The sequence below is a fragment of the Haloterrigena alkaliphila genome (genome assembly GCF_017352155.2).
Lineage (GTDB): Archaea > Halobacteriota > Halobacteria > Halobacteriales > Natrialbaceae > Haloterrigena > Haloterrigena alkaliphila.
The window spans coordinates 1,336,020-1,353,964 of sequence record NZ_CP071462.1; the positions used below are offsets into that span (position 1 = coordinate 1,336,020).

Sequence of the window (17,945 nt, forward strand, 5' to 3'; positions counted from 1 at the left end):
TCGAGAGACGGGGCTGCGGGATGCCTCGAATCGAAAAAACGGGAGGAGTAGTCCATGCTGGATTCGAACCAGCGTCGAAGCCCCCAGAAGGCTTCAGGATTGGCCGCTACCCTAATGGACTTGACATGTTCGCCGGTCTCGATTACCGACGACGTACCAGTCTGTAGTCTGGGTTCGTATTAGAGTGTTACGGACTCAGTCGGGATCGATATGAGGATGCATCTCAATCTATCCTCGTCTCTTACGGCGATTATCACGATGGGGGATCGGTGTGTTCCATTCGGTGGCAGTTCGCACAGAGAACAGAACATCGTTCAATCTCCGTGCGAATTCGCTCTTTCGCTCGGTCATCCGAGACCAATCTTGCGATAGTAGATTCCTTCTCATCGTTTCTGTGATGAAAATCTAAGCAGGCGAGATCCGACTCTCTACATCGTTCGCACCCTCCGATATCGCGTTTTCGGTCATGAATCCATCGTCGAGGCTCGCGTTGCGGTAGCTCGTAGTGTTCCTTGCGGTGACAATTCGCACAGAGAACGATACACTTCTCGACTTCGTCGCGAAGGGCGTCTTTTCCGTAGCCGAACGTAACCATGCGACCGACCGCCATCACTTTCGTCGTTTCGTCGGTATGATGGAAATCGAGACACGCCGGTGTATCGACTTCACACTGCGAACAGCCTCGTTTCACCTGATTGAGCCACGAACGAAGTCGAGATCGACGACGTAACGATCGTTCGGTATTCCACTCGACGTTTCGATAGTGCCACCGCTGGTCTACCGAGAGGTCCGTCCAAACGAGATCAGCGGGGAGATCGACGTCGTCCGACTTTGGCTTCACACGAGATCCAGTAGACGGAGCCGTTTCTAGCCCCGCTTTCTCCTTCGCATCGTTCCACCCGCCACACGCCCGAATAATCGTGGCAGAAGCCGGCGTCAATCCCAACTCCTCGTACTGCGCCTTCGTCGGCGACTCGCCGAGTCGCTCGGCGGCCTCCCGCAGCGCCTCGAGACAGTCCGCCTCCGTCGTCACACCCCCGTTGGCTGCGCCTTCCAATATAAACTCTCGCGAGCGCGTTCGGAACGGCGCCGGCGGAGACGAGCGACGAACGCGAACCGATACCCCTTTTTCCCGCTCGAGCACACTCACGCGTATGTACGTCGGACGATTCGTCGTCGTCGGTCCCGAGGTCGGCGCCTACCGCGTCTCCTCGCGCTCGTTTCCGAACCGCAAGCTCACCGCTCGAGACGAGGCGCTCACGGTCGGCCCCACCGAGGACGCCCCGGAGACGGACAACCCCTACGTCTCGTACAACTGCCTGCGCGTCGTCGAGACGCCGACCGGCGAGACGGCCGCGTTCGGGAACGGCTCGCACGTCGATCCGATCGCGGAGAAACTCGAGCTGGGCTACCCGGCCCGCGACGCGCTGGCCGAGAGCCTGCTGGCGCTGGACTACGAGAAGGACGACTACGACACGCCCCGAATCGCGGCGACGATCGGTGCCGACGGCGAGGCGCTGATCGGCACCGTCCGGAAGGACGCCCTGCTCGTCGAAACCGTCGACGAGCCGACGCTGGTCGCGACCTACGAGAAGAACGCTCCCGAGTCGTTCGAGTTCGAGGCCGATACTGCAGACGCGGCCGCGAGCGAGGCGTATGGCCTCGAGTTCGAACACGCCGTCTGCGCGGCCGGCGTCGCGCGCACCGACGACGGGTTCGAGACGGCCATCGAGAACGGCGACTGATCGACTCCTCGAGATTCACGGGTTTCGAACGGCGAACTCACTTCGATTGTAATTGACACTGTTCGATCGATTTGCTTATTGAACGGTGTAATTGGAGGAGATCAGAAGGGAACAGCGTGTTCTGCTAGCGTGGCAACAGGGAATCGCCACGCCCTCCCCAGCCGATTCGCTCGTTTCACTCGCTCATCCCTCGCGCGCTGTCGTCAGCCGGCCTCACTATCGTTCGGCCGGCCGACAGCGCGCGCCACCGCACGCCGGATAGTCGAGTGCCCAGTGATACGTAGACCCCTCGAGTGAGTACTCGGCCAACCTACAAACCCCTCGCACCCCTTATCTCCGAGCATGAAGGTCGGACTCATTTCGGACGTCCACAGCAACCGGGTCGCCCTCGAGACGGTCCTCGCGGAGATGCCGCCGGTCGACGAACTGCTGTGTGCCGGCGACGCGGTCGGCTACAACCCCTGGCCCGCGGCGTGCGTCGACGAACTCCGGGAGCGGGACGTCCCGACGGTGATGGGGAACCACGACGCCGCGGTCGCGGGCGACGCGCCGTTTCGCTTCAACGGGATGGCCCGGGCGGGCGTCGAACACGCGAAGCGACGCCTCGACGACGACCAACTGGCGTGGCTCGAGGCCCTGCCCGCAGAACGATTCGAGTGCGACGGGCGGGTGAAACTCGTCCACGGCCACCCGGACGATCCGGACCGGTACACGCGCTACACCCACCCGGACGAGTTCTCGCCGCGGCTGCTCGGCGACGAGGACGTGCTGGTGCTGGGCCATACCCACGTCCAGGGCGTCAGAAAGTTCGCGGAGGGGATCGTCGTCAACCCGGGCAGCGTCGGCCAGCCCCGCGACGGCGACCCGCGGGCGGGCTACGCGGTCGTCGACCTCGACGCGCTGACGGTCGAGACCCACCGCGTCGAGTACGATATCGAGGCCGTGCAGGCGGCCGTCGAGGAGGCCGGCCTCCCCGACCGGATCGGTCGCCGACTCGCACGCGGGAAGTGAGGGCACACTGATCGAACGCCGACCGCGGGGAAACGAACCCTTTTAGGCGACCTCGCCGGTATGCCCGAACATGGTATTCACCGGCCAGACCGCGTGTACCGACAGGGACCAGCCTCGTCGCGTCACTGGCCGGTGCTGTTGTCGGCCCCGTTCCACCGGGACGCCGCGCCGCCGTCGTGTCGCGACCGTACCGGCCGCTCTCGCTTCCGAGGTGAGCGATGGTCCGACGGCTGCGTGAGGACGTTCGGGCGATGGCCGCCCGCGATCCCGCGGCGACCGGGCGCCTCGAGGTCCTGCTGTGCTACCCGGGACTCCACGCCGTCTGGGCCCACCTCTTGCTCCACCGGCTCTGGAACGCCGGCTTCGAACTGACCGCGCGGCTGCTGTCGAACGTCGTCCGCCTGCTGACGGGCGTCGAGATCCACCCCGGCGCGACGATCGGTCGCCGGGTGACGATCGACCACGGGATGGGCGTGGTGATCGGCGAGACCGCCGAGATCGGCGACGACGTCCACATGTACCACGGCGTCACGCTCGGCGGCGACACGAACGAGCCGGTCAAGCGCCACCCGACGGTCGAGACGGGCGTTCACATCGGCGCGAACGCGACGCTGCTGGGCGATATCACGGTCGGGAAGGACGCGGCCGTCGGCGCGGGTTCGGTCGTCACGAGCGACGTCGACCCGGGCGCGACGGTCGTCGGGGTGCCGGCAGAACGGGTCGACTGAAACGGGCTGCTGTACCGATTTCCAACAGTCCGTCTGAGCGTCGACGCACGGATTCGCCGGGTTCCTACTGTTGCTCGTTGCTTACGGTCCCGTCCGAGCCCGCTGGGGATCCATCCCCGGGGACGCCCTCACCCGTCGAGACGCTCTCGGAAGACTGTTCGGCGTCCGACTCGGTCGCCTCGGGATCGGGATCGGACGTGTAGCCGAGCTCGAGGGTGAGTTTCGCCGTACAGTCGAGCCCTTCCTCCCCCTCCTCGTCGAGTTCGGTCTCCTCCTCCCGTTGGTCCATGTAGCCGTTACAGCGGCCGTGTTTGACGATGTTCATCAGCGTCGCCGCGGAGCCACACTCCGGGCAATCGAGGTAGTAGCCGCCCTCGTCGTTCTGGTGCCACGAGTCCGGCGTGAGTTCCGTGTACGCGGCGTCCGCGTGCTCGCGTTCGCTCATACCCGTACAGAACAGCCCGAAACTGGTAAAAAGGAACCCGGAGCACGCAACCCGGTAGCAACCCGCCGACTGCGAGGGAACCGCTTCGTTTCAGGTCCACTACGACCGAGCTGGCTGGTGTTCAGACGGTCAGTTGGACCGAGTTACCGGTGGTCTCGCAGAACGGTTACGGCTGCACCAGCAATGACGTACAACGGACCATACCCAGTCTGGATCGCAACCACGGCAGCCGAGCACCTCGAGAACTTGGTTCGTCGACTGCGGCAGACCCAATACGATTGATCACCTCAGCAATAAACCTATTACGTTCTGTGACTAGCTGTTACACATGCCCGTCGATTTCGAGAACTACCAGCCGACGGAGCTGCCGGACGAGGACACGAACGGTCGACGGATCCTCGAGTTTCTGGCCGCCAATCCCGAACTGGGGTATCGAGCCGGCGAACTCGCCGAGGAACTCGACATTCCCCGAGGGAGCGTCGGAACTACACTGAGTCGACTCGAAAGTCGAGGATTCGTCCGACACAAAGGAGAGTACTGGGCGATCAATCCAGAAGCGTACGACGCTCACACGGCGAGCGTCATCGGACTGCGATCCGTCGCGGATCAGTTCGAGGGGGATTATTACGATCGGAATCCGGACTGGGACGCCAACCTCATCGATCTCAGTGAGCGGGAGAACGACGAAAACTCGCCAGAGGCCGAATAATGCACGAGCGCGGCGTCATCGGCGTCGCTGCTGATCCGTTCGGGAACACGCCGCGCCGCCCGTATCTGATCGTGAGCGACGGAACCCATCCGTTCGCCGGGAGGCAGTGCATCGCATTGGGGATAACGACGAAAGAGTACGCAGAGAGCCTCCCGCTTGCCGGCTCGTTCGAAACGGGAACGTTGAATCGCGAATCGTTCGTCTCACCGTGGGCCGTCGTCTCCATACAGGGTATCGATATCGATCGTGCGGTTGCTCGTGTGACCGAGGAGCTAACGGAAACCGCCATCGACGAAATGACGCAGTACGTCGGCAGATAGCGAACGCGGGAGACGAGTTTTCCTTAGATCAGCGGTTCGATCAGTTCCTCGCCGGCCTCGAGCAACTCCCCGACCCGCTCCTCGTCTTCGGCCTCGGCGTAGACCCGCAACACGGGCTCGGTCCCGCTGGGGCGGATCAACAGCCACGAGCCGTCGGCGAGTTGCAGCTTGAAGCCGTCGGCGGTGTTGACGCCCTCGACGTCGGTTCCCGCGACCGAGTCGGGGATTTCCTCCTCGAGGTCGGAGAGCACCCGCGCCTTCTCGTGGTCGGGGCAGGCGACGCTGATCTTGTCCTGAACGACCGTGCCGTGCTCCTCGAGCAGCCGATCCACGCGATCGTCGAGCGGTTCGGCGGCGTGCATCGCGGCCGCGAGCAGGGCCATGAGGACGCCGTCCTTCTCGCGGACGTGCCCGCGCACGGTGAACCCGCCGGACTCCTCGCCGCCGACGAGGGCGTCGTGGTCGCCCATCGCCTCGGCGACCCACTTGAAGCCGACCGGGACCTCGTGGACGCTCTCGCCGTGGGCCTCGGCGACGCGGTCGATCAAGAAGGTCGTGGAGACGGTCCGGACGACCGAGCCCGCGTCGTCCTCGAGCAGGTAGTCGTAGAGCGCGGCGAAGAACAGGTTCTCGTCGAGGTAGCCCCGCCCGGGTGTGACGACGGCGAGGCGGTCGGCGTCGCCGTCGTTCGCGATGCCGAGCGCCGGCTCCGCGCCGTCGTCGGTCACCAGCTCGATCAGCGTCTCGAGGTTCTCCGGCGCGGGTTCGGGCGCGCCGCCGCCGAACTCGGGGTCGCGCTCGCAGCGCAGGCGTTCGATCGACGCCCCGGCGCGCTCGAGGAGGGCGTCGGTCGTCCCGCGACCGCTGCCGTGCATGGCGTCGTAGGCGACGGGCAGCCCCGAGAGGTCGGTCGTCCCGGTGATCGACTCGACCAGCTCGAGGGCGGCGTCGGCGTGGGGGGTGACGAGGTCGACCTCCTCGACGGCGCCGTGTTCGTCCGCCGGAAGCGGGTCGGGTTCGGCGAGGCGGTCCGCGATTGCGTCCGTGACCTCGGGGAGCGCGGGCGCGCCGACCTCGGGGATGAACTTCACGCCGTTGTACTCCGGTGGATTGTGCGAAGCGGTGATCACGAGGCCGCCGGCGAGGTCGCGCTCGACGATCGCGTGGGCGACCAGCGGCGTCGGCCGGTCGCGTTCCGGGACGATCACGTCGAAGCCGTTCGCGCACAGCACCCGCGCCAGCTCTTCGGCGAATCCGCGGGAAGTCTCCCGAGCGTCGTAGCCGACGACGACCGTGCCGTCGAGACCCTCGTCGCGAAGGTACGTCGCCACGGCCTGTCCGACCATTCGCACCCGCGGCGTCGTGAACTCCTCGAGCGTCGCCCGCCAGCCGTCGGTGCCGAAGTTGATCGCCTCCATACGTGTTGGTCTACCTCGCCGGCGAAAAAGGCGACGCCCTCCGACGAACGCAGACCCCGATTCGGCGCTCGAAGCGGTCGGGTCGCACCCGACGGCTGACTGCAGCGCCGTTTTCCGGCCCGCGCCCCTCCCCGTATCCATGAGCCGCACTCCCTCCGTCGTCGCCGTCAGCGGTAGTCTCCGCGATACCAGCTACACGCGGACGGCCCTGCAGTACGTCCTGCGGGCCGCCGAGGTGGCCGGGGCGGAGACGACGCTGTTCGACCTGCGCGAGTACGACATTCCCGTCTACGATCCGGACCTCGAGGAGCAGGGCGACGCCGCCGAAGCGACCCGGCTGGTCCGGGAGGCGGACGCCGTCGCTCGCTGCGGCTCGTCACCGCTCGCCGTTCCGAGGCGCTACGCGCCTCGCTCTCGGAACGCCAGTGTACCACGGCTCTTACTCCGGGGCGCTGAAAAACTTCCACGATTACTGCGGGTTCGACGAGTACGAGGGCACGACCGTCGGTCTGCTGGCCAGCGCCGGCGGCGGCAGCTACGGATCGACGCTCGACCACCTTCGGATCACCGTCCGTGGCGTTCACGGCTGGGTCCTGCCTCATCAGGTCGGACTCCGGAACGCGAGCGAGAAGTTCGAGTCCGATCCGAACGCCATCGACGGCCGACGGTTCCGCGACCCCGGCCTGCAGGAACGGGTCGAAAAACTCGGCCGCAGCCTCGCCGAGTACGCCTTCATCGATCCCAGCGTCACCTCGGCGCAGTCCGCGGCGGCCGACGACTGACGAGCGACCCTCGTTCGATACCGATCAGGCCTCGACGGCGTCGAGGCGCTGTTCGAACAGCCGTTCGCCCGACTCCTCGCAGACCACCGCGAAGACCTCGTGTGAGGTACAGCAGGACTCGACCGTCTCCTCGGTCATGCTGATATCGCCGCCGGTCGGACACGTCTCGATGAACATCCGGAGTCCGTTGAGCACCTGCCCCTTCGTTTCGGGTTCGTAGACCTCCCAGTCGTCGGTCCACGTCTCGAGGGCCCGGCTGGCGGCGACGTCGGCCAGGAGCGCCGCCCGGGACGGCCAGCGGCCGGCCATCCCGCCCGGGGAGACGAGCAACTGGACGTCCTCGCGGGACTCGATGGCGAACTCCTCGGGGTCGGCGTCGAAGCCGAAGGCGTCGATGGCGTCGGCCGCGTCGAGCCCCGACTCGTCGAGCGCCTCGATCGCCTCGAGCCACGCCGCCTCGAACGCGTCGGTAACGCAGAGATCGTCGACCGTCTCGCAGGGCTCGAGGACGTCGCGTTCCAGGAAGTACGTCTCGAGGTCGGTGGGATCGAGAGTGGCCTCGGGTTGCGTCTCGGCATCGATCGATGACGTCGATTCGGTCGCGGTGGCGTCCTCGGTCGACCCCGCGCCGGCATCAGTCCCGCCTCCCGTGGCAGCGGGGTCCTCGTCGTCGGCGGACCCGGTATCGACGGGGCCGAGCCCGCTGGCGAGTTCGGGATCCGGCTCCTTCCCGAACCAGCGCAGCACTTCCGGCGGGAGGTATCGCTTCGTCAGCGTCGGCGTTCCGGGAACGAGATACCCGCGGAGGGAGATGAGCGCGATCGAGATCCCGACCGCGAGCGCACCGCCGACCCTGCTCTTGCGCGCGATCAGCGATCCGACGACCGCGGCGATAGCCAGGTTCAGTATCGTACACGGTTCACACCGGTTTTCGCCGGTGTACTCCGGTTGTTTGAGGTCGTCGACGATCTCGAGGTCCATTTCGTCCCGATAACGGACCCGCGATAGTATCTATTTTTCGGGACTATTTACGGTAGATACTATGGACGAAGAACTCGGGAGCGTCGACAGCCTCACTCGAGGCCGACGAGTCGCTCCTTCTCCCGTCGGCTCAGCTGTTTGATCTCGTACTCGCGGGACATCGCGGTCGATTTCGTCGCGTAGCGCTCGTGGTACCGCAGTTCGACGGGCGTCCGTCCTCGCGTGTACTTCGCTCCCTCGCCGGCGTCGTGTTCGGCGACCCGTCGCTCGAGGTCGCTCGTGTAGCCGGTGTAAAGCGAGCCGTCGGCGCACTCGAGGACGTAGACGACGTGATCCGCCATGAGAGCACGGTCGAACCGGGACACAAAAAGCATCACGCAACGGGGGCGCATGGTCGTCGTCGCGATACGTCGACGGGATCAGGTGCCGCGGCCGCGCTGTCTGGCGGCCTCTGCGATCCCGGCGTTGGCCGAACAGCTCACACACGCCCGAATCTCGCCGTTTTCGTCGGCGAAGACGCGTGCGAAGCGTTCGGAGACGTGCGCGCCGCAATGGTCACAGGTGGGCATTGGGCAATGGTCACACCGGCCGAAGCCGGTACCCAATCCTACTGGGTGTGGAGATAAATAACCTTCCCCAAACGCTGTTTGGCTTTTCGGTTCCCGAATATTATTTTTCGTATTGGCGCAGGAGCGGCTCAGCCACGAGCCCCGTCGATCGCACGCGCGATCAACGTCGCCTGGGCGCCGGCGACGAATCCGGCGTCGATGTTGACGACCGACAGGACGGTACACGACTGGAGCATCCCCGCCAGGGCCGCTTCGCCGTCGCCCCCGTGGCCGTAGCCGCTCGAGACGGGGACGGCGATGACCGGGGTGTCGACCAGTCCGGCGATAACGGTCGGCAGCGCACCCTCCCGGCCCGCCGCGACGATCAACACGTCCACCTCGCGGAGTCGATCGACCTGATCGAGCGTGCGGTCCAGCGCCGCGACGCCGACGTCGTCGATCCGATCGATCGTCGCCCCCGCGTCGAGGCAGACGACTTCGGCCTCGTCGGCGACCGGCCCGTCGACGGTCCCCGCCGTGACGATACCGACCGTCGCCGACAGCGAGGGCGCCTCGTAGTCGGCCGTTACGATCCGAACCGTCGATCCCCGTCGCTCGACGGTGGCGTCGGGGAACGTCTCTCCGAGACTCGACTCGAGCGCCTCGACCTGCCGGTCGGCAGCGCGAGTAACCAGCGCTCGACCGGTGGTCTCGAGGGCGGTTTCGGCGAGGGCGACGACCTGCGGCGGAGATTTCCCCTCCGCCAAAATCGCCTCCGGAATGCCGCGACGTTGCTGGCGGGCCGCGTCGAACCGACCGGCGTCGTCGGTGACGTACCCCCTGAGTTCGGCTTCGGCCTCCGCCGGCGACAGCGAGCCGTCGGCGACGGCCTCGAGGAGTTCGCGCATACGATTCCTCGGGGGCGGACGCACTCGAATCCGTCGACACGTTCGCTCGAGACGAGACGCGACGAAAGCGCGCGCGAGATGGACGTACGGCGCGCGCGAGTCCGATTCGCCCCGCAATCGAGGGTCGAATCCTGCCCGCTGATTCATCGGACATATACTTTCCGGTGATATCCACCCCCGAAACAGCCGGGTCAACCGCTGCAACCCCCGTATTCCAATCCATAACCACAGCACTTATATTGGGTTAAGCGGAATCCGTAGATCGTATGGCAGACCTTATCGTCAAAGCCGCCGTAAAAGAAGCGCTCGATGACAAAAACGTCGCCTCGGATTTCTACGACGCACTCGACGACGAAGTGTCCGAGCTGCTCGACGACGCTGCGCGACGAGCCGAATCCAACGACCGGAAGACGGTCCAGCCCCGCGACCTGTAAGGGACGCCACGCGAGTCGTTTTTTATCGACGCCAGTGTGCGAGTAGCCACTGCCTTCTCCGGCGATCCGGTCGCGTCGGCGTCTCGCAGTGGCGCTGCCGAGTCGAGTTTTTTGACGCTGGCCGCGGTACCGGTCAGTCGAGCATGCTTCGGAAACTGTTGATCGGCTTCGGCTGTATCGAGATCGTCAGGCCCCAGCCGGTCCTCGATATGTGCGAACGGATCGGCCTGCAAAACCCCGAGGACGTCCAGTTGCGAGAGCGGGCCCTGTGGGGCGCCCGACTCGAGGGACTCCTGTTCGTCTGGCTGCTGGTACGCGGCCGGGAGGGATCGACGCTCGTCAGCGCGCTGCTCGCGCTGGCCGGGACCGTGCTGGTACTGCTCCCCCAACCGGTCATCGAACTCAGCCAGCGGCTGGTTTACGAGAACACCGACGACCTCGAGGTGAAGCCGTGGATCGAGCCCGCGGCCCGCGCCCTCGGTGCGCTCTACCTGCTCGTCGTCGTCCTCTCGGTGCGCAGCGACGACGACGCGGCGGAAGACGCGGAGATCGCGACGGCGTAGCGAGGTGCGCCGCCCTCGGACTGCGACGGATCGCTCTCGAACAACTGTTTTGCGACCTGCGCGCGAACTCCCCGTATGCGACGCCCCATCGCACTCGGTCTGGGACTGCTCGTGACCATCGCCCCGGAACGGATCGTCGAGCCCGCCGAACGGCTCGCCTTCGAGAACCCCGACGCGGGCCGGCTGCGACCGTGGACGCTCCCGATTGCTCGCCTGAAGGGACTGCTGTTCGTCCGGCTGCTGGGACGGCGATCCGAGAACCCGAGGGTCCTCCCGGCGGCGGTCGCGGGGCTGGGCGCGCTCCTCGCGCTGGCACCCCGCAGCGCGCTCGCCGTCGGCCTCCGGATCGCCTACGAGAATTCCGACGACCTCGAGGTGAAACCGTGGGTGGTGCCGGCGGCGCGAGTGCTGGGGGTGTGCTACCTGGCCGTCGGGCTGTTCGCGGGGCGCGCGACCGCGCCGGACGACCGCGAGGAATCGGCGTCGATCGCCCGCTGAGCGTCGGTCAGTACTCGCGGACGTCGACGCCGTCGGCGGTTCCGACGTAGGTCGCGTCCGCCAGCCCGACGAACAGTCCGTGTTCGACGACGCCCGGCAGGCGCGAGAGGTGCGTCGCGAGGGTGTCCGGATCCTCGATCGAGCCGAACGCGCAATCGAGCACGAGGTTGCCGTTGTCGGTGACGACCGGGCCGTCCTTCCCCTCGGCTGCGCGAAGCGTCGGCTCGCTGCCCAGATCGCGGACTCGATCGGCGATGACCGTGTGCGCGTCGGGGAGTACTTCGACCGGCACCGATCGCTCGAGCGTCGGCGCGAGTTTTGAGGGATCGGCGACGACGACGAACCGATCAGCCGCCGTATCGACCAGTTTCTCGCGTGCGTGCGCGGCGCCGCCGCCCTTGATCAGCGCGCCGTGGCCGTCGGCGTCGGGAGCGTCGACCACCTGATCGGCCCCGTCGATCGCCAGGTCGACGGTCTCGACCGCGTCGAGCGTCGTCAGTTCGATTCCGACCTCGAGCGCCAGCCGGCGAGACTGGAATGAGGTCGGAATTCCCCGGATCTCGAGGCCGTCGGCGACGGCCCGGCCGAGGGCCTCGATCGCGTAGGCCGTCGTCGAGCCGGTCCCGAGTCCGACGACGAACCCGTCTTCGACCGCCTCGGCGGCGCGTTCGCCGGCCGCCCGTTTCGCTGCGTCGGACCCGCCTGCCGTCTTCATGGCTACTACCGCGACCGGCGACGGGAAAAACGTTGTACTCTCGCGGTCGGTGACATCCTCTCGGCGAACGTCGAGTCCGTAACGCGCTCCTGGCGAACGTCGGGTCCGCGACGAGCGTCGCCGGTATCGTCCGCCAGTCGAACCTTTTTCGTCAGGGCCGTGGTCGACCCGCTATGGCGACATCGGGATCAGGGGGCACCGACGGTGACGACGCCAGTATCGGCACCGCAGTGGCCCTCGAGAACGTCCGCAAGACCTACCAGCTGGGCGAACCGGTCCACGCGTTAGACGGCGTCTCGCTCGAGATTCCGCGCGGGTCCTACACGGCGATCATGGGGCCCAGCGGCTCGGGGAAGTCGACGCTGATGAACCTCGTCGGTTGCCTGGACACGCCGACCGAGGGTACCGTCGTCGTCGACGGGGAGGACGTGGCCGCGCTGACCGACCGCGAGCGAACGACGCTGCGGGGGACGACCGTCGGCTTCGTCTTCCAGACGTTCAACCTCATGCCCAGACTGACCGCCCTCGAGAACGTCGCGCTCCCCCAGTTGTTCCAGGACGTCGACCGGGGAACCCGCCGCGAGCGGGCGCGTGACCTCCTCGAGCGGGTCGGTCTCGCCGATCGGGCGGACCACCTGCCCAACGAACTCTCGGGCGGGCAGCGCCAGCGGGTCGCGCTGGCGCGGGCGCTGGTCAACGATCCCGCACTCGTGCTGGCCGACGAACCGTCGGGCAACCTCGACACCGAAACCGAGGCCGACATCCTCGACCTCTTCGCGGAGTTTCACGACGCCGGAACGACGATGATCGTCGTCACCCACGAGCGCCACGTCGCCGAGCGCGCCGAGCGGATCGTCCACCTGCTCGACGGAACACTCGAGCGCATCGAGGAACTGGATGGGTCGGACGAGGGGGCCTCGCGTCCGGCCGGTGAGGGCTCGAGGTCGATCGGTGGCGGCGCGAGTCCGTCCGACGCGGCCGACGGGGACGACGGGGCGAGTTCCTGATGCGAATCCTCGAGAGTCTGCGCCTCTCGTGGCGTTCGATCCGCGGGCACAAACTGCGCTCGGCGCTGACGACGCTGGGAATCGTCATCGGCATCGCGGCGGTCATCGCGTTCGTCACGCTGGGCGCGAGCCTGCAGGCGGGGGTCATCGGCGACATCAGCCCCGACGACCGGCGCAACGTCTACGGCTGGGCCGCCGACCCCGACACCGATGGCGGACCGCTGGCCGGCGCCCAGCCGGTATTCAGCCAGTCGGACCTCGACGCGCTCGAGGAGCGAGAGGGGATCGACGCGGCCTACGGCTACATGCCGCTGTCGACCCAGGCGCTGATCTACGAGGGAGAGATCTCGCCCCAGAGCGACGCGTTGGTCGCCGCGGGACCGTCCTACATCAGGGAGAACACGCTCGACGAGGGCCGACAGTTCCGACAGGGCGAACGCGAGGCGGTCATCAATCCGGCCGTCGCCGGACAGTTCGAGGAACCCGTCTCGGTCGGCGACGAACTGACGATCGCCCTGCAAGGCGGCGAGCGGACGACCGTCACCGTGGTCGGGATCACCGACTCCTCGGAGGGACTGAGCCCGTTCGAGGGGTTCGAACCCTCGCCGCAGGTCTACGTCCCGACCGACCCCTTCTACACGGAGGACGCGGCCGGGGCGTTCCCGAGCGGCGGCGATAGCGAGGGCGACGGTGGCGAGAACGCCAGCGACGGCAACGGGACGCAGTCGAACGGGGACGGGGGCGACGCGGCCGACGCGCTGTTCCTCGCGATCGTCATCGAGGCCCCGTCGGCCGACGAGGCGGCGATCGACCGGGCCAAGGAGAGCGCGACCGCCTACCTCGAGAGCGAGGAGTCCGACGCGAGCGATCTGCTGACAGACGATCTCGCCATCACTCTCCAGACGAGCGAGGAGTTGCTCCAGCAACTCGAGGACGTGCTGGACCTGCTGCAGAACTTCATCGTCGGCATCGCGGCGATCTCGCTGGTCGTGGGATCGATCGGAATCGCCAACATCATGCTCGTCTCCGTAACGGAGCGAACCCGCGAGATCGGCATCATGAAGGCCATCGGCGCCCAGAACCGGGAGGTCCTCGGGCTGTTCCTCGCCGAGGCGGTGATCCTCGGCATCATCGGGGCGATCCTCGGCACGCTGCTGGGCCTCCTCGCGGGCTACGTCGGCGTCTGGTACATCGATCTCCCGCTGGTCTACCCTTACGAGTACGTCGCGGTGGCGATCGCCGTCGGCGTACTCGTCGGAATCCTCGCGGGGCTGTACCCGGCCTGGCGGGCGGCGCGAACGGATCCGATCGACGCGCTCCGGTACGAGTGAGCGGTGAGACGAGCGATCGGCGGCGGGTTCGGAAACGAAGGGCGAGTCGTCAGTCGTCGGCCGGTCGCGATCCCGACTCGTCGGGCGAGGGGATCGACGGCTCGGAGGCGGTTTCGACGGAGTCGGCCGGGGGCTCCTCGAGGTCGGTCTCGGCGAGTTCGGCGAAGGTCGCGTCGCCGTTGACTTCGTCGGCGAGCAGGTCGACGGCCTCGACGAAGACGGCGACGATCAGCGGGCCGACGACGACGCCGATCGCGCCGAGGGTGAACAGTCCACCGGTGAAGCCGACGAAGTAGAGGCTGCCGGGCAGGCCGGCGGAGCGGCGGGCCAGTCGCGGCCGGACGACCACGTCGGGGAGCGAGGCGACGAAGACCATTCCGAGGACGCCGACGAGGAGTCCAGCGGCGAGTTCGCCGACGGCGAGATGGTAGAGCGCGATCGGCAGGATCAGCAGGCTGGGACCGATCATCGGGATGAACTGGAGGATTGCCGCGACGAACCCGAGGGTGAAGGCCGCCTCGTAGCCGAGTAGCCAGAACAACGGGTAGGCGACGGCGAACGTCGCGACCGACGTCGCGAGCTGGAGGACGTAGATCGCGTACAGCGTCTCGCGGATGCGCGTGGCGAGCGCGAAGACGATGTCTCGGTAGCCGTGGGGGACCGGTGCGATGGTCGCGCGGCCGGCGTCGTCGGCCTTCAACAGCAGCGCGAACAACACCATGACGAACAGCGCGAACTTGATCGCGAGCACCGGTAACGACGCGGCGAAGGAGACGGCCACATCCCCGAGGACGTCCAGCGCCATCGACCTGGCGTCGGCGACCTCGACGGTGTAGGCGACGTCCAGCACCGTAACCGTCACCTCGGGCGGAATGCCTTCGACGACCTCTCGTACCTGATCGAACCGCACGTAGAGGGCGACGACCAGCGGCGCGAAGACGGCGACGGCGCCGAGGAATCCGAGCACGGTCGCCGCGGCGGCCGACAGCCACTCCGAGAGCCCGCGTCTGTGCAGCCAGCCCTGGACGGGCAACAGGACGTACGCTACCGTCAGCGCGAACATGATCGTTCCCAACACGTCGAGCAGGATCCCACCGGTCACGATCCCGAGTATCGCGACGATACCCGCGAGCACGTACCGCCGATTTCTGGCCGCAGTCGCGTTCCCAGTCACAGGCGAGGGTGGAACCGAGACGACAAAACCTTTCGGATCCGGTGAACGTTGGGACGACAGTTACGGTCACGCTCGAGCGATCCGACTGACCGAACTGCTGACGGTCGAACCGATCCGATTCCGCCCGATCCGACTCCGCCCGCGCCGGGCGACGGGACCGAGCCCGCTCACTCGGCCTCGAGCCGGTCGCGGAACCGCTCGAGGCCGAACTCGAGCATGTCGGGGCTCACCGTCTGGAACTCGCCGTCGTCGGGCAGGTACGGTCGCACCGAGTCCCAGCTGTCGCGCGCGTAGCGCTCGTCCAGGAGGACCCGGACGCCGACGTCCTCCGGCGAGCGGATGACGCGACCGATGGCCTGTCGGGCTTTGCGAACCGCGGGGATCGTCAGCGCGTACGTGAAGCCGTCCCCGAACTCGTCGTCGTAGGCCCGCCGGACCGCTTTCGTGCGCGGGCTCGAGGTGTTGACGATGGGGACGCCGCAGACGACCGCCGCCGCGAGGCGGTCGCCGCTGTAGTCGACGCCCTCGGTGAGCGTGCCCCGGAGGCTGGTGACCAGCACCTTCCCCTCGCCCGCGAAGAAGTCGCGCTTGAGCGCCTGCGTGGTCTCGTCGTCGCTGGCCGCGTCGAGCAGGACGGGTTTGTCGACGCGGTCCTCGAGGACGCCGGCGATCCAGTCCGCCTCGGCGTAACTGGGCATCCCGACGAGAACGTTTCCCGGGAGGTCGGCGACGTTCGCGACAGCGTCGGCGTAGTGCGTTCGGGTCGGATTCTCCTCGCCCGGCCGGCCTCGGTTGTCGTAGGTGTACTTCGGCGCCGCGACCGCGAAGCTCTCGCGGTTCTCCGCGGGGAAGTGAAGCCCGTAGCGGCGTTCGACGACCGGCCGGTCTTCTTCGGACTCGAGGTAGTCCAGCCCCGTCACCTCGGTAAAGGCCTCGATCGGCTCGAGGGTCGCGCTCATGAGGATCCCGCCGCCGAACATCCCGAGGCGCTCGCCGATGGCGTCGCTGGGGACGCAGTTGTGCAAGGCGAGGCGGGCGTTGTACGCTCTGCGCCACGAATCGGCGGGTTCGGTGTCGTCCCAGGTGCGCTCGAGTTCGATCTCCCGGAAGTAGTCGGTGTGACCCCGACGGTACCACTCGCCGAGAACGCGGCCGACGGCGGGGGCGGCGCGGGTGCGGTCCTCGTCTTCGGCCTCGTTGAGAATTCGCTCGACGACGGCGCCGACGGACTCGGCGCGGACCCAGTCGGCATCGCTGTACCCCGCCTCGCGAGCCCACTCGGACAGTTCGTCTTCGGCCGGTTTCGCGGGATCGCGCAGCGGAATCTCGTCGTCCCCGAGGTCGGTGAGGTTCGACTGCCACCCCCTGTGTTTCCGGTCGAGATGCGCCGTGACTCGGCGATCGAGTTCGCTCCGGAGGTCCCGGACGAACTCGAGGGTGCGGTTCAGTTCGTCGTAGGAAACGTCGCTGTCGTTCAGTTCCGCGCGGACGAGGTCCGCGTCGGCGGTTTTGGAGCCGCCTTGCGCGTTTCGGCCCTCGCGCTCGAACTTGATCGGCTGGATGACTCGCGAGAGTTCGGTCTCGGCGTCGCGCAGGGTTCGATCGGCGACGCCGTCGCTGACCAGGTCGCGGACTCGCGGCTCGAGCATATGAGCTTCGTCGCAGACGACGAACGTGGAGTCGTCGAGCAGGGCGCCGGTGAAGGAGCCGACCGTCCGGGGGTCGAACGCGTGGTAGTAGTTTCCGATGACGACCTCGACGTGGCCGAGGACGGCGCCCATCACCGAGTGCGGACAGGTGCCGTGGGCGACCGAGCGGGCGACGAGGTCCTCGGGCGTAATCATCCCCGCTTCGGTGAAGTCGTAGGGGACCGCTTCGACTGCGTCGCCGTCGCTGCCTTCCTCGGGCAGGTCCTCGAGGTATTGGGCGTAGAACGGGCAGTACTCCGTCGAGACGTCGACGGGTCCGCCGTCGCTATACTCGGGAAGATCCGGCGCGTAGGGGGCCGTCTCGTCGGCTGTCTGGAGGAGTCGCGGTCCGCGACCCTGAGCGCCGCTGTCCGCTAATCCCATCTGCTGGCTGCGGGCCTGGGCGGTCAGGCTCCCGGCGGTCGTCTCGCCGCCCTCGCCGGTCAGATCGCGAGTGCGATCCCGGAGGGTCTCACAGCGGTCGTAGACGTTGCCGTCGTCGATCCCGGCCGCGTTCTCCCGGTTGTACGGACAGACGTCGGCCTTGCCGACGAGGGTGAGCCCCGAGACGGGTCTATCGTCGTCCGGGAGGTTCTCGTTGATCGTCTCGAGGTCGGCTTCGAACTGGCGCAGTTGCTGCTTGACGCTCGTGAGCACGAACACGCGCTCGTAGTCGGTGTCCGGATCGCGCACGAGGTCGATTCCGGCCGTGAGCGCGATCATCGTCTTTCCGGTGCCACAGGCACCCTCGACGACGGCGTAGCCGCCGTCTCGAGCGGTGTCGACGACGGTTTCGATGCCGTCGACCTGCTCGTCGTAGGGGTGCTCGTGGCCGAAGATCGAGCGCCAGTCCGTCATGCTTCGCCTACTCGGGGGTGGTTGGCCATAGCGTTGACGGACTCAGTTGGCCGCGCCCCGATATATAAACTGGTGGATGGAT

The 17,945-nt window shown here is 67.0% G+C and carries 20 protein-coding genes, 1 tRNA gene and 1 pseudogene; 11 read left to right on the forward strand and 11 right to left on the reverse strand.

The window, feature by feature from the left end; all coding sequences use genetic code 11:
• Window positions 1-48: 48 nt before the first annotated feature.
• Window positions 49-121 (reverse strand) — tRNA-Gln (locus J0X25_RS25310).
• Between the two features lie 132 nt (window positions 122-253).
• The gene (locus J0X25_RS25315) at window positions 254-1,033 is read right to left on the reverse strand and encodes a homing endonuclease associated repeat-containing protein (protein WP_225896741.1); all 780 of its coding nucleotides are present in this window, start codon (window positions 1,031-1,033) and stop codon (window positions 254-256) included.
• A 121-nt stretch (window positions 1,034-1,154) separates the two neighbouring features.
• Between J0X25_RS25315 and J0X25_RS25320 the strand changes: the two genes are divergently transcribed.
• The 3 genes from J0X25_RS25320 (at window position 1,155) to cysE (ending at window position 3,484) form a co-directional block, all read left to right on the forward strand.
• Window positions 1,155-1,745 carry an IMP cyclohydrolase gene (locus J0X25_RS25320; protein ID WP_207290317.1) on the forward strand — a complete coding sequence of 197 codons (591 nt, stop codon included), beginning with the start codon at window positions 1,155-1,157 and terminating at the stop codon, window positions 1,743-1,745.
• Between the two features lie 342 nt (window positions 1,746-2,087).
• Entirely contained in the window at window positions 2,088-2,756 is a 669-nt protein-coding gene (locus J0X25_RS25325; protein ID WP_207290318.1) for a metallophosphoesterase family protein, read from the forward strand.
• A 218-nt stretch (window positions 2,757-2,974) separates the two neighbouring features.
• Entirely contained in the window at window positions 2,975-3,484 is a 510-nt protein-coding gene (gene cysE / locus J0X25_RS25330) for a serine O-acetyltransferase (protein ID WP_207290319.1), read from the forward strand.
• 64 nt (window positions 3,485-3,548) lie between these two features.
• Here cysE and J0X25_RS25335 read toward each other — a convergent pair whose 3' ends face one another.
• Complete coding sequence (locus J0X25_RS25335) at window positions 3,549-3,929, reverse strand: hypothetical protein (protein WP_207290320.1); 381 nt, start codon at window positions 3,927-3,929, stop codon at window positions 3,549-3,551.
• A gap of 328 nt (window positions 3,930-4,257) precedes the next feature.
• Here J0X25_RS25335 and J0X25_RS25340 point away from each other — a divergent pair, with 328 nt between their 5' ends.
• Together J0X25_RS25340 and J0X25_RS25345 are read left to right on the forward strand one after the other, a co-directional pair.
• Window positions 4,258-4,638 (forward strand): MarR family transcriptional regulator, encoded by a 381-nt coding sequence (locus tag J0X25_RS25340; RefSeq protein WP_207290321.1) that lies wholly within the window; start codon window positions 4,258-4,260, stop codon window positions 4,636-4,638.
• On the forward strand, window positions 4,638-4,958 hold the full coding sequence (locus J0X25_RS25345) for a hypothetical protein (RefSeq protein WP_207290322.1): 321 nt from the start codon (window positions 4,638-4,640) through the stop codon (window positions 4,956-4,958). Before J0X25_RS25340 ends, J0X25_RS25345 begins: the two co-directional genes overlap by 1 nt.
• 23 nt (window positions 4,959-4,981) lie before the next feature.
• Here J0X25_RS25345 and J0X25_RS25350 read toward each other — a convergent pair whose 3' ends face one another.
• The gene (locus tag J0X25_RS25350; RefSeq protein WP_207290323.1) at window positions 4,982-6,376 is read right to left on the reverse strand and encodes a phosphoglucomutase/phosphomannomutase family protein; all 1,395 of its coding nucleotides are present in this window, start codon (window positions 6,374-6,376) and stop codon (window positions 4,982-4,984) included.
• A gap of 139 nt (window positions 6,377-6,515) precedes the next feature.
• Here J0X25_RS25350 and J0X25_RS25355 point away from each other — a divergent pair.
• Window positions 6,516-7,158 (forward strand): annotated as a pseudogene (locus J0X25_RS25355) (NADPH-dependent FMN reductase).
• Between the two features lie 24 nt (window positions 7,159-7,182).
• Here J0X25_RS25355 and J0X25_RS25360 read toward each other — a convergent pair.
• From J0X25_RS25360 to larB, 4 genes are all read right to left on the reverse strand, one after another.
• On the reverse strand, window positions 7,183-8,139 hold the full coding sequence (locus J0X25_RS25360; protein ID WP_207290324.1) for a DUF8054 domain-containing protein: 957 nt from the start codon (window positions 8,137-8,139) through the stop codon (window positions 7,183-7,185).
• A 92-nt stretch (window positions 8,140-8,231) separates the two neighbouring features.
• Window positions 8,232-8,480, reverse strand: a complete 249-nt coding sequence (locus J0X25_RS25365; RefSeq protein WP_207290325.1) for a GIY-YIG nuclease family protein — start codon at window positions 8,478-8,480, stop codon at window positions 8,232-8,234.
• A 78-nt stretch (window positions 8,481-8,558) separates the two neighbouring features.
• Complete coding sequence (locus tag J0X25_RS25370; RefSeq protein WP_207290326.1) at window positions 8,559-8,708, reverse strand: DUF7563 family protein; 150 nt, start codon at window positions 8,706-8,708, stop codon at window positions 8,559-8,561.
• 128 nt (window positions 8,709-8,836) lie between these two features.
• Window positions 8,837-9,595 carry a nickel pincer cofactor biosynthesis protein LarB gene (gene larB, locus J0X25_RS25375; protein ID WP_207290327.1) on the reverse strand — a complete coding sequence of 253 codons (759 nt, stop codon included), beginning with the start codon at window positions 9,593-9,595 and terminating at the stop codon, window positions 8,837-8,839.
• Between the two features lie 266 nt (window positions 9,596-9,861).
• On the opposite strand from larB, the gene J0X25_RS25380 reads away from it, so the two are divergent.
• The 3 genes from J0X25_RS25380 to J0X25_RS25390 all read left to right on the forward strand — a co-directional run bounded on the left by J0X25_RS25380 (window position 9,862) and on the right by J0X25_RS25390 (window position 11,090).
• On the forward strand, window positions 9,862-10,029 hold the full coding sequence (locus tag J0X25_RS25380; RefSeq protein ID WP_207290328.1) for a DUF1931 domain-containing protein: 168 nt from the start codon (window positions 9,862-9,864) through the stop codon (window positions 10,027-10,029).
• 143 nt (window positions 10,030-10,172) lie between these two features.
• Window positions 10,173-10,592 (forward strand): hypothetical protein, encoded by a 420-nt coding sequence (locus J0X25_RS25385; RefSeq protein ID WP_207290329.1) that lies wholly within the window; start codon window positions 10,173-10,175, stop codon window positions 10,590-10,592.
• A 75-nt stretch (window positions 10,593-10,667) separates the two neighbouring features.
• Window positions 10,668-11,090, forward strand: a complete 423-nt coding sequence (locus tag J0X25_RS25390) for a hypothetical protein (protein WP_207290330.1) — start codon at window positions 10,668-10,670, stop codon at window positions 11,088-11,090.
• 7 nt (window positions 11,091-11,097) lie between these two features.
• Here the strand turns inward: J0X25_RS25390 and rpiA are convergent, their stop codons facing one another.
• Window positions 11,098-11,805 (reverse strand): ribose-5-phosphate isomerase RpiA, encoded by a 708-nt coding sequence (gene rpiA / locus J0X25_RS25395; protein WP_207290331.1) that lies wholly within the window; start codon window positions 11,803-11,805, stop codon window positions 11,098-11,100.
• A gap of 173 nt (window positions 11,806-11,978) precedes the next feature.
• Here rpiA and J0X25_RS25400 point away from each other — a divergent pair, with 173 nt between their 5' ends.
• Together J0X25_RS25400 and J0X25_RS25405 are read left to right on the forward strand one after the other, a co-directional pair.
• Window positions 11,979-12,812, forward strand: a complete 834-nt coding sequence (locus J0X25_RS25400; protein ID WP_207290332.1) for an ABC transporter ATP-binding protein — start codon at window positions 11,979-11,981, stop codon at window positions 12,810-12,812.
• Entirely contained in the window at window positions 12,812-14,143 is a 1,332-nt protein-coding gene (locus J0X25_RS25405; protein WP_207290333.1) for an ABC transporter permease, read from the forward strand. The genes J0X25_RS25400 and J0X25_RS25405 overlap by 1 nt, the downstream gene beginning before the upstream one ends.
• A 49-nt stretch (window positions 14,144-14,192) precedes the next feature.
• On the opposite strand, the gene J0X25_RS25410 is transcribed toward J0X25_RS25405, so the two are convergent.
• Together J0X25_RS25410 and J0X25_RS25415 are read right to left on the reverse strand one after the other, a co-directional pair.
• Window positions 14,193-15,317: an AI-2E family transporter gene (locus J0X25_RS25410; protein WP_207290334.1), complete on the reverse strand. Its 1,125-nt coding sequence runs from the start codon at window positions 15,315-15,317 to the stop codon at window positions 14,193-14,195.
• 167 nt (window positions 15,318-15,484) lie between these two features.
• Window positions 15,485-17,863: an ATP-dependent DNA helicase gene (locus tag J0X25_RS25415; RefSeq protein ID WP_207290335.1), complete on the reverse strand. Its 2,379-nt coding sequence runs from the start codon at window positions 17,861-17,863 to the stop codon at window positions 15,485-15,487.
• Window positions 17,864-17,945 lie beyond the last annotated feature (82 nt).

Coding starts and splice junctions, on each gene's coding strand:
- J0X25_RS25345 (WP_207290322.1), top strand. CDS start 4,638: ATGCACGAGCGCGGCGTCATCGGCGTCGCTGCTGATCCGTTCGGGAAC.
- J0X25_RS25415 (WP_207290335.1), bottom strand. CDS start 17,863: ATGACGGACTGGCGCTCGATCTTCGGCCACGAGCACCCCTACGACGAG.
- J0X25_RS25390 (WP_207290330.1), top strand. CDS start 10,668: ATGCGACGCCCCATCGCACTCGGTCTGGGACTGCTCGTGACCATCGCC.
- larB (WP_207290327.1), bottom strand. CDS start 9,595: ATGCGCGAACTCCTCGAGGCCGTCGCCGACGGCTCGCTGTCGCCGGCG.
- J0X25_RS25325 (WP_207290318.1), top strand. CDS start 2,088: ATGAAGGTCGGACTCATTTCGGACGTCCACAGCAACCGGGTCGCCCTC.
- J0X25_RS25340 (WP_207290321.1), top strand. CDS start 4,258: ATGCCCGTCGATTTCGAGAACTACCAGCCGACGGAGCTGCCGGACGAG.
- J0X25_RS25380 (WP_207290328.1), top strand. CDS start 9,862: ATGGCAGACCTTATCGTCAAAGCCGCCGTAAAAGAAGCGCTCGATGAC.
- rpiA (WP_207290331.1), bottom strand. CDS start 11,805: ATGAAGACGGCAGGCGGGTCCGACGCAGCGAAACGGGCGGCCGGCGAA.
- J0X25_RS25350 (WP_207290323.1), bottom strand. CDS start 6,376: ATGGAGGCGATCAACTTCGGCACCGACGGCTGGCGGGCGACGCTCGAG.
- J0X25_RS25370 (WP_207290326.1), bottom strand. CDS start 8,708: ATGCCCACCTGTGACCATTGCGGCGCGCACGTCTCCGAACGCTTCGCA.
- J0X25_RS25320 (WP_207290317.1), top strand. CDS start 1,155: ATGTACGTCGGACGATTCGTCGTCGTCGGTCCCGAGGTCGGCGCCTAC.
- J0X25_RS25360 (WP_207290324.1), bottom strand. CDS start 8,139: ATGGACCTCGAGATCGTCGACGACCTCAAACAACCGGAGTACACCGGC.
- J0X25_RS25400 (WP_207290332.1), top strand. CDS start 11,979: ATGGCGACATCGGGATCAGGGGGCACCGACGGTGACGACGCCAGTATC.
- J0X25_RS25335 (WP_207290320.1), bottom strand. CDS start 3,929: ATGAGCGAACGCGAGCACGCGGACGCCGCGTACACGGAACTCACGCCG.
- J0X25_RS25365 (WP_207290325.1), bottom strand. CDS start 8,480: ATGGCGGATCACGTCGTCTACGTCCTCGAGTGCGCCGACGGCTCGCTT.
- J0X25_RS25405 (WP_207290333.1), top strand. CDS start 12,812: ATGCGAATCCTCGAGAGTCTGCGCCTCTCGTGGCGTTCGATCCGCGGG.
- cysE (WP_207290319.1), top strand. CDS start 2,975: ATGGTCCGACGGCTGCGTGAGGACGTTCGGGCGATGGCCGCCCGCGAT.
- J0X25_RS25385 (WP_207290329.1), top strand. CDS start 10,173: ATGCTTCGGAAACTGTTGATCGGCTTCGGCTGTATCGAGATCGTCAGG.